14 protein-coding genes and 2 tRNA genes are annotated in these 15,381 nt (G+C 69.0%); 11 read left to right on the top strand and 5 right to left on the bottom strand.

What is annotated here, in order from left to right; genetic code table 11:
• Positions 1–13: 13 nt before the first annotated feature.
• Positions 14–1,411: an amidase gene (locus ACFVJQ_RS28315; RefSeq protein ID WP_385788132.1), complete on the top strand. Its 1,398-nt coding sequence runs from the start codon at positions 14–16 to the stop codon at positions 1,409–1,411.
• On the opposite strand, the gene ACFVJQ_RS28310 is transcribed toward ACFVJQ_RS28315, so the two are convergent.
• Positions 1,392–1,886, bottom strand: a complete 495-nt coding sequence (locus ACFVJQ_RS28310) for a DUF3830 family protein (protein ID WP_385510137.1) — start codon at positions 1,884–1,886, stop codon at positions 1,392–1,394. The two genes, ACFVJQ_RS28315 and ACFVJQ_RS28310, sit on opposite strands and share 20 nt — an antisense overlap.
• Positions 1,887–2,067: 181 nt before the next feature.
• Here ACFVJQ_RS28310 and ehuB point away from each other — a divergent pair, with 181 nt between their 5' ends.
• The 6 genes from ehuB (at position 2,068) to ACFVJQ_RS28280 (ending at position 6,303) form a co-directional block, all read left to right on the top strand.
• Positions 2,068–2,970 (top strand): ectoine/hydroxyectoine ABC transporter substrate-binding protein EhuB, encoded by a 903-nt coding sequence (gene ehuB, locus ACFVJQ_RS28305; protein ID WP_385510136.1) that lies wholly within the window; start codon positions 2,068–2,070, stop codon positions 2,968–2,970.
• Positions 2,971–2,986: 16 nt separating this feature from the next.
• Complete coding sequence (gene ehuC / locus ACFVJQ_RS28300) at positions 2,987–3,733, top strand: ectoine/hydroxyectoine ABC transporter permease subunit EhuC (RefSeq protein WP_385788128.1); 747 nt, start codon at positions 2,987–2,989, stop codon at positions 3,731–3,733.
• On the top strand, positions 3,730–4,374 hold the full coding sequence (ehuD, locus tag ACFVJQ_RS28295; RefSeq protein WP_129799645.1) for an ectoine/hydroxyectoine ABC transporter permease subunit EhuD: 645 nt from the start codon (positions 3,730–3,732) through the stop codon (positions 4,372–4,374). The genes ehuC and ehuD overlap by 4 nt, the downstream gene beginning before the upstream one ends.
• Complete coding sequence (gene ehuA, locus ACFVJQ_RS28290) at positions 4,364–5,191, top strand: ectoine/hydroxyectoine ABC transporter ATP-binding protein EhuA (protein ID WP_385510134.1); 828 nt, start codon at positions 4,364–4,366, stop codon at positions 5,189–5,191. The genes ehuD and ehuA overlap by 11 nt, the downstream gene beginning before the upstream one ends.
• A 156-nt stretch (positions 5,192–5,347) precedes the next feature.
• A complete protein-coding gene (locus ACFVJQ_RS28285; RefSeq protein ID WP_385510133.1) occupies positions 5,348–6,106 on the top strand; it encodes an IclR family transcriptional regulator in 759 nt (252 codons plus the stop codon).
• Between the two features lie 123 nt (positions 6,107–6,229).
• Positions 6,230–6,303, top strand: a tRNA-Lys gene (locus ACFVJQ_RS28280).
• An 80-nt stretch (positions 6,304–6,383) separates the two neighbouring features.
• Here the strand turns inward: ACFVJQ_RS28280 and ACFVJQ_RS28275 are convergent.
• The 4 genes from ACFVJQ_RS28275 to ACFVJQ_RS28260 form a co-directional block, all read right to left on the bottom strand.
• Positions 6,384–6,830 carry a hypothetical protein gene (locus tag ACFVJQ_RS28275; RefSeq protein ID WP_385510132.1) on the bottom strand — a complete coding sequence of 149 codons (447 nt, stop codon included), beginning with the start codon at positions 6,828–6,830 and terminating at the stop codon, positions 6,384–6,386.
• Positions 6,831–6,937: 107 nt separating this feature from the next.
• Positions 6,938–7,543, bottom strand: a complete 606-nt coding sequence (locus ACFVJQ_RS28270; protein WP_385510131.1) for a lytic polysaccharide monooxygenase — start codon at positions 7,541–7,543, stop codon at positions 6,938–6,940.
• Between the two features lie 113 nt (positions 7,544–7,656).
• On the bottom strand, positions 7,657–8,778 hold the full coding sequence (locus tag ACFVJQ_RS28265) for an SPFH domain-containing protein (RefSeq protein ID WP_385510129.1): 1,122 nt from the start codon (positions 8,776–8,778) through the stop codon (positions 7,657–7,659).
• A 63-nt stretch (positions 8,779–8,841) separates the two neighbouring features.
• Positions 8,842–9,951, bottom strand: a complete 1,110-nt coding sequence (locus ACFVJQ_RS28260) for a peptidoglycan-binding protein (RefSeq protein WP_385788121.1) — start codon at positions 9,949–9,951, stop codon at positions 8,842–8,844.
• A 188-nt stretch (positions 9,952–10,139) separates the two neighbouring features.
• Here ACFVJQ_RS28260 and ACFVJQ_RS28255 point away from each other — a divergent pair.
• From ACFVJQ_RS28255 to ACFVJQ_RS28240, 4 genes are all read left to right on the top strand, one after another.
• Positions 10,140–10,213 (top strand) — tRNA-Lys (locus ACFVJQ_RS28255).
• A gap of 88 nt (positions 10,214–10,301) precedes the next feature.
• Positions 10,302–11,015, top strand: coding sequence for a FadR/GntR family transcriptional regulator (locus tag ACFVJQ_RS28250; RefSeq protein WP_385510127.1), 714 nt, complete (start codon positions 10,302–10,304; stop codon positions 11,013–11,015).
• Positions 11,016–11,328: 313 nt separating this feature from the next.
• Positions 11,329–13,308, top strand: coding sequence for a glycosyltransferase family 2 protein (locus tag ACFVJQ_RS28245; RefSeq protein WP_224735301.1), 1,980 nt, complete (start codon positions 11,329–11,331; stop codon positions 13,306–13,308).
• Positions 13,305–15,242, top strand: coding sequence for a galactose oxidase-like domain-containing protein (locus ACFVJQ_RS28240; RefSeq protein WP_385510125.1), 1,938 nt, complete (start codon positions 13,305–13,307; stop codon positions 15,240–15,242). Before ACFVJQ_RS28245 ends, ACFVJQ_RS28240 begins: the two co-directional genes overlap by 4 nt.
• Positions 15,243–15,381 lie beyond the last annotated feature (139 nt).

Here is a 15,381-nt window from a genome sequence, read left to right as displayed (position 1 = left end):
CCCGGGAGGGTGGATGACCCAGACCGAGCTCACCGAACTGACCGCCGTACAACTCGTCGACGGCTACCGCAAGGGCGAGTTCAGCCCCGTGGAGGCGACCCGCGCGGCACTGGAGCGGGCCGAGCGGATCCAGCCGGAGGTGAACGCCTTCGTCCGCCTCACCGCCGAGGACGCCCTCGCCCGGGCAGCGGAGTCGGCGCAGCGCTGGCGGCGCGGGGAACCGGCCGGAGCGGTGGACGGGGTCCCGGTCACGGTCAAGGACCTGCTGCTGCTGCGCGGCACCCCGACCCTGCGCGGCTCGCGGACCATCGACCCGGAGGGCCGCTGGGACGAGGACGCGCCCTCCGTCGCCCGGCTGCGCGAGGCCGGCGCGGTGTTCCTCGGCAAGACCACGACACCCGAGTACGGCTGGAAGGGCGTCACGGACTCCCCGCTGACCGGGGTGACCCGCAACCCGCACGACCTCTCCCGCACCGCCGGCGGATCGAGCGGGGGCGCGGCGGCCGCCGTGGCGCTCGGCGCGGGGCCGCTGGCGCTGGGCACGGACGGCGGGGGCAGTGTCCGTATCCCGGCGGCGTTCTGCGGGATCTTCGCGCTGAAACCGACGTACGGCCGCGTCCCGCTCTACCCCGCGAGCGCCTTCGGCACGCTGGCGCACGTGGGGCCGATGACCCGGGACGCCGCCGACGCGGCGCTGCTCCTGGACGTCATCGGCGTACCCGACGAGCGCGACTGGTCGGCGCTCGGCCCGCCGCCCGGATCCTTCACCGCGGGACTGCGGGGCGGGGTGCACGGGCTGCGGGTGGCCTACTCGCCGTCCCTGGGCGGCCAGGTCGCGGTGCGTCCGGCCGTCACGACGGCGGTACGGCGGGCGGTGGAGCGGCTCGCCGACCTCGGCGCGTACGTCACGGAGACCGACCCCGACCTCACCGACCCGGTGGACGCCTTCCACACCCTGTGGTTCACCGGGGCGGCCCGGGTGATCCAGCATCTCGGGCCGCACCAGCGGGGGTTGCTCGACCCGGGGCTGCGGGAGATCTGCGCGGTCGGTGAAAGCCTTTCGGCGCTGGACTATCTGGCCGCGGTGGACGTCCGTATGGAGCTGGGCCGCCGGATGGGCCGCTTCCACACCTCCTACGACCTCCTCGTCACCCCGACCGTGCCGATCACGGCGTTCGAGGCGGACGCCGAGGTACCGAAGGGCTCGGGCCACCGGCGCTGGACGGGGTGGACGCCGTTCACGTACCCGTTCAACATGACGCAGCAGCCGGCCGCGACGGTCCCGGTGGGGGCGGACGGGGACGGGCTGCCGGTGGGAATGCAGCTGGTGGCCGCCCGCCACCGCGACGACCTCGTGCTGCGCGCGGCCCATGCGCTGTACGAGGCGGGGGTCACGCGCGGCGGAAGCTGAGCGTCTCCCCCGCCGCACCGGTGCGCCACAGGTCGTTGCACGCCTCCGCCATGGCCTCAAGACCCTCGACGACCTGCCCCCACACGATGCCCGGCACCCACCCCACGTCCCCGTTGAGGAGGAGGTTGTTGCGCTCGTAGAACAGGGCGAGGTCCACCAGCGTGGTTCCCGCGCGCACCTCGCGGTCGTAGCCGTACGCCCGGGTCCCCAACTCCGAACCGGCGAAGGAGAAGTAGCACAGGTCGCCCGGGATCGGGGTCACCGTCGGGTTCTCCAGGGGCGGTTCGGCGGCGGCGAAGGGCGTGAAGAGCGCGTAGATCTCGTTGCGGGCGTACTTCGCGTGGTAGACGTCACCGGCGAGCGGCAGGGCATCCCAGACGGCGGCGCAGGTGATCGGGGCGCGGTCGTCGAGGAGTTGCGCGGTGCAGCGGACGTCGCGCTCGGCGAGGGAGATTTCCACATAACGGTCGGCCATGCCCTGTTCCCTCCCCGGCCGCACGGGTCTCACACCCGCCCACTCTCGAAAACGGACCGGTCACGCTCCGGTCACCGTTGCATCACATCGCGCCGTGGCACTGCATACCCCCCGCCGATCGGGCAGGCGCCTCCACTGGCCGCGGCCGCATGTCAGGCACGACTCTGGAGGTTGCACGTCCATGACCGAGTTCCCGAACCTGTCCCGCAGGGGCTTCCTCACCAGAACCGCGGCCGTGGGCGGCGTGTTGACCGTCCCCGGACTCCTCGCCGCGTGCAGCAAGACGGACGCCGGCAGCTCCGGCGAGGGCTCGACCCTGGACAAGCTCAAGGAGCAGGGCTACGTACGGGTGGCCTACGCCAACGAGGCCCCCTACGGCTACGAGGAGGACGGGAAGCTCAAGGGCGAGGCGCCCACCCTGCACCGGGAGATCTTCAAGGCCCTCGGCGTGGACGAACTGCGGCCGACGTTCTCCGAGTGGGACGGTCTGATCCCCGGGCTGCAGGCCGGCAAGTACGACGTGATCAGTGCCGGCATGGCGATCATCCCGGAGCGCTGTGAGCGGGCGCTGTTCTCGGAGCCGGAGTTCATCTCGCCCACCGCGCTGATGGTGAAGAAGGGCAACCCCGAGAACCTGACCGACCTGGCGTCGGTGAAGAAGGCCGGGGCGACCATCGGCGTGATGTCGGGTGCGGTCGAGAAGAACTACGCCACCGGCGCCGGTATCGCCGACGGCGACATCAAGACGCTGCAGAAGCCGCAGGACGGCGCGGACGCGGTCAAGGGCGGCCGGATCGACGCGTTCCTGCTCACCGGTATCTCCCTGAACTGGCTCGCCAAGAACAACTCGGGCCTGGAGGTCACCGACTCGTTCATCCCGGAGCTCGACGGCGTCAAGCAGTACAGCCCGGGCGGCGCCGTCTTCCGCCAGGGCAGCGAGGACCTGCGGGACGCCTTCAACAGGGAGCTGAAGAAGATCACTTCGGATCCGGACCGCTATGTGCAGCTGATCGGCGAGTACGGCTTCGGCAAGGACACCATCCCGCCGGCGGACCTGAAGACCGCCGACCTGTGCAAGGGCTGACGGGACCCGGCTGCCCATGGGTGACTTCTTCACATACTTCTTCGACCATCTGCCGGACGTCTGGTCCGGGCTGGGCACGACACTGGCGGCGACGGTCCTCGGCTCGGCCGTGGCGCTCGCCCTGGCGTTCGTGTTCGGCTTCATGGCGCGCAGCGGGTCCGTGCTCGTGCGGGGGGTGTCACGGGTCGTCGTGGAGTTCTTCCGCGGCACCTCGCTGTACGTCCAGCTGTTCTGGCTGTACTACGCGTTTCCGCTCCTGTTCGGATACGAACTGACCCCGCTGTTCTGCGGCGTCGTGGCGTTCGGCATGAACTACGGGGCCTACGGCTCCGAGGTCGTGCGCGGCGCGCTGAACGCCGTACCGAAGGCGCAGTGGGAGGCGGCCGTCGCGCTGAACATGACACCGGCGCAGCGGATGCGCCGGGTGATCCTGCCACAGGCGTGGGTGCAGATGATCCCGTCGTTCACCAACCTGCTGATCCAGTTGCTGAAGTGCACGCCGCTGCTCTGGCTGATCTCGGCCGCCGACCTGACGACCGTGGTCCAGCAGATGCGGGACCGCACGGGCGAGACGACCTGGGCGTATCTGACGCTGCTGGTGATGTACTTCGTCCTCGCCTACGCGCTGACGCTGCTGATGAACGCCCTCGAGCGGCACGCCAAGGCCCGGCTGGGACAGCACACCGGCATGCGCGGGCTGCTGCGCAGCCGTAGTGCGCAGCCCGCCCAGGCGGCCGGGACGACCGCGGGAGGCTCCCTGTGAACTACAACTGGGACTGGGCCTCCGTAGGCGACTCGCTGCCGCTGCTGTGGGAGGGCTTCAAGACCACGCTGCTGGCCACGGTGCTCGGCACCCTGGTGGCCGCCGTGCTCGGGCTGATCGTCGCGATGGCCGGGCGGGCGCCCAGCCGGCTGGTGACGGTGCCGGTGCGGGCGGTCACCGAGTTCGTCCGGTCCACCCCGCTGCTGGTGCAGCTGGCCGGCGCGTACGCGGTGTTCAACACGGTCGAGCCGCTGACCATCGGTATCACGGTGCTCGGCATCCACTACGCCTCGTACCTGTCGGAGGTGTACCGGGCGGGCATCGACGCCGTACCGAAGGGCCAGTGGGAGGCCTGCCGGGCGCTGTCGATGTCGCCGCGCCGCACCTGGCAGGCCGTGATCCTGCCGCAGGCGGTGCGCAACGTCCTGCCCGCGCTGGGCAACTACGCGATTTCGATGTTCAAGGAGACCCCCTTCCTGGCCGTCATCACGGTCTCGGAGATGGTCGCCGAGGCCCGGGAGTACGGCGCGACCCACTTCGTCTACGCCGAGACCTTCACGCTCGCGGGCCTGATCTTCCTGGCGGCGAGCTACCCGACCTCGCTGCTGATGAGAAAGCTGGAGAAGCGCCTTGGCCACTGACCCCCTGCAGAAGACGAATCCCGAGCCGTCCGTGGCCGACACCGCCGTATCCGGCCACCTGGTGGAGTTCGACCAGGTGGTCAAGCGGTACGGCGACCATGTGGTCCTCGACCACCTGGACTTCACCGTCGACCGCGGACAGCACGTCACCCTGATCGGCCCCAGCGGCTCCGGCAAGACCACCATCCTGCGGCTGCTGATGACCCTGGAGCAGGTCAGCGATGGCGTGATCATGGTGGACGGGCAGTCCCTGACCCATGTGCCGGGACCGAACGGCTCCCTCAGGCCCGCCAACGAGAAGCACCAGCGGGAGATCCGCAAGAAGATCGGGATGGTCTTCCAGCAGTTCAACCTGTTCCCGAACATGAACGTGCTGCAGAACATCACCGAGGCCCCGGTCAACGTGCTCGGCCTCGACCGCGCCGAGGCCGAGGAACGCGCCCGGGACCTGCTGCAGCTGGTGGGCCTGGAGGAGAAGGCCACCGCGCATCCGACGCAGCTGTCCGGCGGTCAGCAGCAGCGGGTGGCGATCGCCCGTGCGCTGGCCATGCGGCCGGAGATCCTGCTGCTGGACGAGGTGACCTCGGCCCTGGACCCGGAGCTGGTGCACGGCGTTCTCGACGTGCTCAGGGACATCGCGCACACCACGGACATCACCATGCTCTGCGTGACCCACGAGATGAACTTCGCCCGGGACATCTCGGACCGGGTGATGATGTTCGACAAGGGCAAGGTCATCGAGTCCGGCACCCCGGAGAAGATCTTCGGCGATCCGGACCACGAGCGGACCAGGGAGTTCCTCGGAGCGGTGCTCTGAGGAGACTGCCACTGGCATATGCCAACCGCCTACGCCCCTGCTGAGGGGGTCGTAATCTCGTCAACTACCGCTCACCACCAGCCCCTTGACGGCTATCGTGGAGGGGATCCGCCGTCCGGACTTACGGCCAGACAGTAAGCGCAGGGGGGATACACCGTGGCGCTGACGCACGAGCCGACCGCGCCGTACCACTCGGCTCAGGACGCCCTGCGCGTCCTGGAGACGGTGGCACGGCACACCTCCGGTGTCACCGACACCGAGATAGCCCGCCACACCGGCCTCGGCGCGGAGCGGCTCACCGGCCTCCTGCGGATGCTGCGCCGCGAGGGTTACGTCGAGCAGGTCACCGACGGCGCGTACGTGACGGGCGTCGCCCTCGCCCGCCTCGGCTCCGCCCAGAACCGCGAGGAAGCCCTGCACGAGCAGCTCCAGCGGACCCTCGACCGACTGCGCGACTCCGTCGGCGCCGCCGTCTACATCAGCCGGTACGTCGACGGAGAGGTCAAGGTCACCCAGTACGCGGACGGCCCCGCCACTCCGGCGGTCAACGAGTGGGTCGACTTCCGCTACTCCGCCCATGCCACGGCGGTCGGCAAGAGCCTGCTCGGCCAGCTCGACCACAACAGCCGTCGCGAGCACCTCTCCCGCCACAAGATGGCCCGCCTCACCTCGCGCACCATCACCAGCGACAAGCTGCTGCTGTCCCGGCTGGAGGCCCAGCCGCCCACGGTGCCCGTGCTGGACCTGCAGGAATACGCGGTCGGCACGGTCTGCGCGGCCGTCCCGATCACGGCCGGCTCCTCGGTGGGCTGCCTGGCCCTGTCCCTGCCCGTCGAGCGCGCCCACCGCCTGCGCGAGGCCGCGGACACCCTGAACCGCAACGCGGCGCCGGTACTGCTGTCGCTGGCGATCTAGGGCCTGTCCTGCGACCTGATCCGCCGGGCAGGTCCTAGCTCCGGGCCACTGGTCCGGAGCACCCTTCTGGACCAGGTAGTATTTTCTGTGTCGCCGACCGCGAGAGCGGACGGCGGGAGTCATGCGCCGCTAGCTCAGTTGGTTAGAGCAGCTGACTCTTAATCAGCGGGTCCGGGGTTCGAGTCCCTGGCGGCGCACGATGACGATGGCGGGTCCTGTTCGCAGAAAGCGCGAACAGGACCCGCCATCGTCGTTTCCGCGCGGCCGCGCCGCGCGTTCAGACATGGAGGGCCGTGCTGAACGAGGCCATGAAGCCGACGCAGAACACGACGATCACCCCGAGGAACGCCAGGACTCCCAGCGTGCCCGCCGCGTTCCTGACCGGGCTCGGCCGACGGGCCGTGGCGACGAGCTCCCGGCCCTCCGCGTAGTACACGGTCACGATGTCGCCCTCGACGACCGTCGCCGGGCCGTCCTCCTCCTCGAACCTGATCAGGCGGCCGTCGCGGGCCGTGAACTCGTACACATGGTGCAGCGTCGTACGCACGGAGGTGTCATGACTGCCGCCCTGCGTCGTCGTGAACATCCGCAGACAGCGCGCCTCGGCCGTCAGGCCGCTGGTCCAGGCGCTCCTGAGCTGCAGCGAGCGGCGCACCACGCGGTACGCCATGAAGAGGGCCACGCCCATGATCAGTCCGGGCACGACATAGAACAGCGCGTCCATCACACTCCCCCGAGGTCAGTACGCCGACCCGGTCCGGCCGGCGTGGGAGGAACCTACCCACGCCGGCCGTGCTGTTGGCTCAAGGGAGCCTCAGAGATGCTCGGGGATCAGAAGGTGACGTCCGAGCAGGCGTAGAACGCGTTGGCCGTGTCAGCGATCGTCCACACCGCGACGATCACATGCCGACCGCTGAGCCCGGACGGCAGCGTGCCGCTGTGCGAGAGGGTCTGCGGCGGGCGCTGACCGCCGTAGGGGACCGTGAGGAACGGGGTCAGGTTGAGGTCGGAGCGGGCCAGGTTGTGGTTCTGGTTCCAGCCCGGCTTGGTGATGTAGTACTTGAAGTCGGTCGTGGCGTGCATGGCGGTGAACTGCCAGCGGAAGGTGTAGCTCTGACCGCCGTTCACCTTGGTGGCGGGCCAGGCGGCGCCGGACGGTGTCCGCGGTGCGCTGAGCTGGGCGAACTGGCTCAGTCCTGCGTTGCATATCTGCCCGTCGGCCGGGCCGGCGGCCGGGAAGCCCTTCGGGCCCTCGACGCTCTGCGGCTCCCACTGGATGGGGCCGCAGTTGGTCACCGTGCCGTTCTGGCAGAGCTTCTGCCGGCTGATGGGCAGGTCGGTGTAGCCGTGGCCGCTGGCGCCGCCGGAGGAGAGCACGAGGGCGCCGGTGGTCGCCAGACCTACCATCGCGGCGGACAACTTGGTCTTTTTACGCATACTGCCGCTCCTGGAGAACGTGGGGGAAGTTCAGTGAGCTTGCAGGTCTAGACCAAGTCTGAGCGTATTGCCGTTAGTTGATTGTGTCCATATCAAAGACGTGTCCATACCAATCACGGACCTGTTTCTCCCCGCCCCGCACAGAACGCCACCGTCAAGTCCTTGACCAGCACCTTGCGTTCGTAGTCGTCCAGCTCCACCAGCCCGCGCATGGTCAGCCGCGTCACCGTGTCCTCCACCGAGTCGACCACCGACGTCAGCACGCTCGCCCGGTGCTGTGCGTCCAGCGCGGCGATCCGGCGGCGGTGCATCGCGGCGGCGACCTCAGGGGCGTACTCGATCCGCACCGGCTGCACCGAGAAGATCTCCAGCCCGACCGGCGCCACGTCCGCCGCCACCAGCCGGGTCAGTGCGTCCGTGGCCGCCTCCACGTCGGCCCGCGCACCGGCCGGCATCTCCACCGGCACCCGCAGGAGCCCCGCCTCCACGCACTCACGCAGATACGTCTCGTGGTCCTCCACGCCCAGCACGGCCCGCGCGGTGTCCCGCACCCGCCACACCACCAGGACCACCACCCGCAGCGCCACCCCGCTCCGGTCGGCCGCGGGCATCGGCTCGCTGCGCCAGTGCCGTAGCCGCACATCGGCCCGGCGGCGCAGCAACAGCGGGTTGACCCACATCAGGCCGGTGCGCCGCACGGTCCCCCGGTAGCGGCCGAACAGATCGAGCACCCAGGCCCGCCCGGTGCGGCCCCGGGACAGCCCCCCGAAACCGAACAGGCCGAGCGCCCCAGCCCCGGCGTACGCCGCCCACTGCGCCGGCCCGAGCCCGGCCCCCGCGAACGCCGGCAGCCCCAGCGCCTGCGCCGCGGACGGCGGCAGCGTGCCCGCCCACCAGGAGGTGACCGCGCACCCGGCCAGCCCGGCGGCACCGGCGAGCACCCCGACCGCCCCGGGCAGCGCCCGCGCGGGCCGTTCCACCAGGTCGGGGTCGACCTGTGCCACCGGGCGGGCCTGCGCGGGCGCCGGGCGGCGCAGCCGCGGCTGCTCGCCCGTGCCCTGGCGGCGGTTCACCACGGTCGGCCTGAGCGGCACGGACACCGGGTCGGGGTCGTCGCGGAACAGCAGATGGACGGGGATCTCGGTGGTCGTCTCGTTCTGGATCACCCGGGCGGGCCGGGCCGGGGCCCCGTCGGCGCCGCCGGACCCGGGCGGCTGGGGAGTGGTCGTGGTCATGTGTGTCTCCAGCCTCCGCGCCAGATGCGTCAGAACAGGTGGTGCAGCAGGTGGTACAGGTGGTCAGGAAAAGAGCCGCCGCCAGGTCTCCGGCCCCGGGTAGCCGTCCGCCGCCCCGCCCCGCCAGCCCTGGGAGCGCTGGAAGGCCTCGACGTTCCGCTGGTCCGCCTCGCCCCAACGCGGTCCCGGCCCGGTGCCGGCGTAGTGCTTGCCGAACCCTTTCCTCACGAGCTGTTTCCCGAGCAGCGTGACATGCGCGTTGTCCGCCCCCGGCCGGAACATGCCCCGGCCGGGGTAGGCCGGGACCCGCGGGGCGGGCGCGAGCGGACCGGCCGCTCCGGCGTGGACGGCCTTGCCCTCTCCCTTGGTGCCCTGCGGCACGGCGGTGTCCTGCGGCACGGCGGTGTCCTGCGGCGCCGCGGTCTCCTCCACACCGGTCACGTCCGCCTTGACGCCCTTGTAGCGATAGGGGACATAACGGTCGGAGTTGTTCCAGTAGGCGTACGGCGTGGTCTGCCTGGGGGCATGCGGGCGGGTCGACTCGTAGGCGATGTAGTACGTGTGGGTGTAGTCCGTCCAGCCACCGAAAAGGACCACGTGCGAGCCGTTCTGGGGGTTGTCCGGGTTGTGGAACAGCAGCATGTCGCCGGGCTGGAGTTCCTCCTTGGTGATCCGCACCCCGAACTCGTGGAGGGAGCCGGTCCACTCGTTTCCCGGCAGCTTCCAGGCCATCGAGACAAAGCCCGAGCAGTCCTGCCGGTAACCGTCGGTCCAGTAGTCGGTCATGCTGTACGGCACTTTCTCCGCGACCCATTTCTTGGCGCGGTTGATGATCTCCGCGCGGGTGATCTCGGGCAGCGGGGCGGCGCCCGCCGGCTTGGTCGGTGCCCCGCCCGGGCCGTGCAGCGGGGCCCTGCCGCCCTGGGGGGTGTCGGGCGCTTCACCTGCGGGAACGCCGGGTCGATGGGGGGCGTGGGGGGCGGCCGGGGCGGGGACGGCATGGCTCACGCCGAGCGCCGCCGAGGCCATGGCGGCGACGGCCAGCGCACGGGTTGCGGCCGGGCGGCCGACGGTGGAATGCGGCGATACGCGGGGGAAGCGGCGCCAGTGGGCGCAGCCGGGGCAGTCGCAGTCGCTCGTGGGATCGAATTCCTCGAATACCGGAGTCTCCATGCGATTCCCCTCACACTCCAGATGGAAATATCCAGGCCTGTGCACGTTGATCAGTTTCACAACTGTCTTCGGGGTGCGCATGTTGACGGTCCGAATGATGTACAGGGCCCTCCGGAGGGCCGGGGCCGGCCGGAAACCGGTGGTCAGGAGCACCCCGGAACGTCATGTAGAGTTAACGACGTCAGCACGCGCCGCTAGCTCAGTTGGTTAGAGCAGCTGACTCTTAATCAGCGGGTCCGGGGTTCGAGTCCCTGGCGGCGCACCGACCGGAAGGCCTCTCGCAGCAGCGAGGGGCCTTTTGCGTGACCGGAAGAGGGGCCTCCCCTCATTTGGCCGGTTACCCTCTGGCCATGGCAGCGCGTGACCTCCAGGAGAGGATCAAGAAGCTCATCGTCGACCGCCGGCTGACCTCCGGGTCCCCGCTGCCGACCGAGCCCGAGCTGATGGAGTTCCTCGGCGCGAGCCGGAACTCGGTGCGGGAGGCCCTGAAAGGGCTCCAGGCGATGGGGATCGTGGAGATACGGCACGGCTTCGGCACCTACGTCGGCCGGATGTCGTTCGCCCCGATGATCGAGGGCCTCGCGTTCCGCACGGTCACCGGGCACTACCGCGGGGAGGACTCCCTGCTTCAGCTGCTCGAGCTGCGCGAGGCGGTGGAGACGGGACTGGTCTCCCGGCTCGCGGGCCGGCTCCCGCAGGCGGACCTCGTTGAACTGGACGTCCTCGTGGACCGTATGGATGAGCAGGCCGCGCAGGGCGCCGGCCTCGCCGAGACCGACCGTGCCTTTCACGCCACCCTCTACCGGGGGCTGGACAATGTGCTGCTGAGCGAGGTGCTCGAGGCGTTCTGGGACGCCTTCCACCGCGTGAGCAGGGATCTCGTGGAGGTGCCGCAGGACCCGAGGGTCACCTGCCGGCAGCATCGGGAGATCCTGGACGCGGTGCGGTCCGGTGACTCGATCCGAGCGGAGGAGGCCATAAGGGACCACTTCGGCAACATTCGTGCACGACTGGCCTCAAGCGCACCAACGGACGCCAACTTGCGTCCCAATGAGCGCGTATAGCCGGTAAATACCGTGTATCGCATCTTGCGATCATGCTGAACGGCGTAGAACCCTGGTTTGCAAGAGGCTGCGGATACGCGCCAATTGGGGGGCACGAAACCGGTTGCCGGTGCTGCGGGGAGAGGGGCCCCGTTCGTGAAGCGATGCCGAGGGGGGCATCATGCAACCGGAACGTCGTAGTTCCATGTCTATAGAGTGTGGATGACGTGGTGACTGCGGCGCACCACTGACACGTCTGTGACGGCCGAGGGGGCCCTGAGCAGGCGAAAGGAACCGACAGACACGCGCTGAACCGCGTGTGGGGGGATGACTCATGACGTCGACGCCGACGGGCGCCCGGCAGAACTTCGACCCGTCACAAACCACCCAGCTCAGGGTGCCTTCGCACCGGACCGGCAACACGGGGACCTTCCGCCGGATCAAGAAGACGCTGCCGAGGTACGACTACGAGCACTACAGCCGGTTGGCGGGCCCCCTCACCCAGCCCGATCCGAACAAGCCGTACCGGGTGCAGTACCGCTCCCTGATCTCGCAGGAGCCGCACCGGATACGCGTGGCCCTGATGCTCGCCGCGGCACCGCTGCTCTCGCTGGTGCTGCTGGCCTGGCTGCTGCAGCCCGAGCACTGGACCGAACGCGACTACCCGGCCTACGACTTCCTGCCCGCGCTGGACATCGTGATGCTGGTCTCGATCGGTCTGATCGAGTTCTTCCGCTGCATGAACGTGCTGTCCAACGCGCACGCCACGCTGGTCGCCCGCGACCCGATCCCGGTGGTTCCGGAGACCGGCACGAGAGTGGCCTTCCTCACCTCCTTCGTGCCCGGCAAGGAGCCGCTGGAGATGGTGACGAAGACCCTGGAGGCGGCCGTGAAGCTGCGCCACCGGGGCCTGTTGCACGTGTGGCTGCTCGACGAGGGCGACGACCCGGAGGTCAAGGAGGTCTGCGCCCGGCTCGGCGTGCACCACTTCTCCCGCAAGGGCATCGCGAAGTGGAACCAGGCCAAGGGCCCGCACCGCGCCAAGACCAAGCACGGCAACTACAACGCCTGGCTCGACGCACACGGCGACGACTACGACTTCTTCGCGTCCGTCGACACCGACCACGTACCGCTGCCGAACTACCTGGAGCGGATGCTGGGCTTCTTCCGCGACCCGGACGTCGGCTTCGTGATCGGCCCGCAGGTTTACGGCAACTACGACACGTTCGTCACCAAGGCCGCCGAGTCCCAGCAGTTCCTCTTCCACGCGCTGATCCAGCGCGCCGGCAACCGCTACGGCGCCCCGATGTTCGTCGGCACCTCCAACGCGGTGCGGATCAAGGCGCTGAAGCAGATCGGCGGTCTGTACGACTCGATCACCGAGGACATGGCGACCGGTTTCGAGATCCACCGGCACAAGAACCCGGCCACGGGGAAGAAGTGGCGCTCGGTCTACACCCCGGACGTGCTCGCGGTCGGTGAGGGCCCCAGCGCCTGGACGGACTTCTTCACCCAGCAGATGCGCTGGTCGCGAGGGACGTACGAGACGATCCTCAAGCAGTACTGGAAGGGCTGGTACTCGCTGCCGCCGAGCAAGCTCTTCAACTACACGATGATGATCATCTTCTACCCGATGTCGGCCCTCAACTGGATCCTCGCGGCGCTGAGTTGTGCGCTGTTCCTGGGTCTGGGCGCCTCGGGTGTGAACATCGACCCGACGATCTGGCTGATGCTCTACGGCAACGCCTCCGCCCTGCAGATCGGTCTGTACGTCTGGAACCGCCGCCACAACGTCTCACCGCACGAGCCGGAGGGCTCCGGCGGTGTGGCCGGCATGGTGATGTCCGCGCTGTCGGCGCCGCTCTACGCCAAGGCGCTGATCGACTCGGTGCTGCGTCGCAAGAGCAAGTTCGTGGTCACGCCCAAGGGCGACTCGGCGAGCCCGGACCGGTGGTTCGGGACCTTCCGGTACCACTGGTACTTCATCCTGATCTTCGGTGCCTCGATCGCGGCCGGCTTCTACTTCGGCAACTCCCATCCCGCGATGATCATCTGGGCGTCGTTCGCGATGCTGATCACCGCCACGCCGATCTTCGCCTGGCGCTGGCAGCTGCGGCAGGAGAAGAAGAAGCCCGCCGCCCCGGCCGCGCCGGAGCCGCAGGACGCGGTACCCACACCGACGCCGGCGCACGGAGTGCCCGCTCCGTACGCGCCGCACGCCCCGCAGCAGCGGCCCAGTTGGGCGGCCTCGAACGAGGGCAACGACCAGACCATGCAGATCGCCCTTGGTGGACTTGGGGGACGTAAGGAATGAACGACCGTGCCGGCCGCCGCCGCGCCCGTCGACTCGCGATAGGCACGGCGGTGGTAATCGCGCTGGCCGGGATGAACGGGCCATGGCTCTACCGGGTCGGGACCGAGAAGTACCACCAGTACCAGATCAACAGACCCGAGTACAAAGCGGACAACGGCCACTGGAAGATCGTCGAGTTCCCGGAGGAGTACCGCCTCAACACCATCCACGCGGCGCTGCTGCGCACCGGCAAGATCCTGCTGGTGGCCGGGTCCGGCAACAACCAGGACAACTTCGACGCGAAGAAGTTCGACACCCGGATCTGGGACCCGGTCAAGAACACCATCAAGAAGGTGCCGACGCCCAACGACCTGTTCTGCACCGGCCACACCCAGCTCGCCAACGGCAACCTGCTGATCGCGGGCGGCACCAAGCGGTACGAGAAACTCAAGGGTGACGTGAAGAAGGCCGGCGGCCTGATGATCGTCTACAACGAGAACCCGGACAAGCCGATCACCCTGCCCGCGGGCACCAAGTTCACCGGCAAGGAGAACGGCAAGACCTTCGTCTCCAAGGACCCGGTCCTCGTTCCGCGTGCCAAGAAGCAGTTCGACAAGGAGACCGGCAAGTTCCTGGGCAACGACCCGGGCGTCGGCCGGATCTATGTCGAGGCCGCCAAGGAGGGCGCGAAGTACGAGACCGGCACCCAGGACAACTACACCGTCCAGGGCCTGACCGGCGCCGACGCGCGCAACACGTACGGCATCGCGCAGAAGCTCGCCCTGGACAAGAAGGACTTCCAGGGGATCCGGGACGCCTACGAGTTCGACCCGGTCGCCGAGAAGTACATCAAGGTCGACCCGATGAAGGAGGCCCGCTGGTACCCGACGCTCACCACCCTGAGCGACGGGAAGATCCTCAGCGTCTCCGGCCTCGACGACATCGGCCAGCTGGTGCCGGGCAAGAACGAGATCTACGACCCCGAGACCAAGAAGTGGACCTACACCGACAAGGTCCGGCAGTTCCCGACGTACCCGGCGCTGTTCCTGATGCAGAACGGCAAGGTCTTCTACTCGGGAGCGAACGCGGGATACGGGCCGGACGACGTGGGGCGTGATCCCGGCGTCTGGGACGTGGACACCAACAAGTTCACCAAGGTGCCCGGCATGAGCGACGCGAACATGCTGGAGACCGCGAACACCGTGCTGTTGCCGCCGGCGCAGGACGAGAAGTACATGGTGATCGGCGGTGGTGGCGTCGGTGAGTCCAAGCTGTCGAGTGAAAAGACCCGGATCGTCGATCTGAAGGCCGACAACCCGCGGTTCGTGGACGGGCCGTCGCTGGGCAAGGGCACCCGCTATCCGCAGGCCTCGGTCCTCCCGGACGACAGCGTGCTGGTCGCCGGCGGTTCGGAGGACTACCGCGGGCGCAGCGACTCCAACATCCTCGAGGCGCGGCTGTACGACCCGGAGAGCAACGAACTCGACCGGGTCGCCGACCCCTTGGTAGGCCGTAACTACCACTCGGGCTCGCTGCTCCTGCCCGACGGCCGGGTGATGTTCTTCGGTTCGGACTCCCTCTTCAGTGACAAGGCGAACACCAAGCCGGGGAAGTTCGAGCAGCGGATCGAGATCTACAGCCCGCCGTATCTCTTCCGCGACGCGCGCCCCTCGCTGTCCGGCGGGCCGCAGACCATCGAACGCGGTGAGACGGGCACGTTCACCTCGCAGCATGCGTCGTCGATCAAGAAGGTGCGGCTGATCCGGCCCAGCGCTTCGACGCACGTGACGGATGTCGACCAGCGGTCGATCGCGCTGGACTTCAAGACGTCCGGCAACAAGGTCACCGTGACGGTGCCGGAGAACCGGAACCTGGTGCAGGCGGGGTGGTACATGCTGTTCGTGGCCGATGACGAGGGGACGCCGTCCGAGGCGCAGTGGGTGAGGGTTCCTTAGCCCGTACGTCACTGGGGGCGCCCGCCGCGCCGGGGGGGGCCCCCCCCAGCCGAACCGGACCGAAACCCACCCCCGCCCCCCCCTAAGCCCCGAAACCGGCCCCCCCACCCCCCCCCACGGACCCCCCAAGCACACACCC

It is taken from the genome of Streptomyces sp. NPDC127197, from assembly GCF_042672405.1.
Lineage (GTDB): Bacteria > Actinomycetota > Actinomycetes > Streptomycetales > Streptomycetaceae > Streptomyces > Streptomyces flavusporus.
This window is presented reverse-complemented; position numbering and strand designations above follow the sequence as displayed.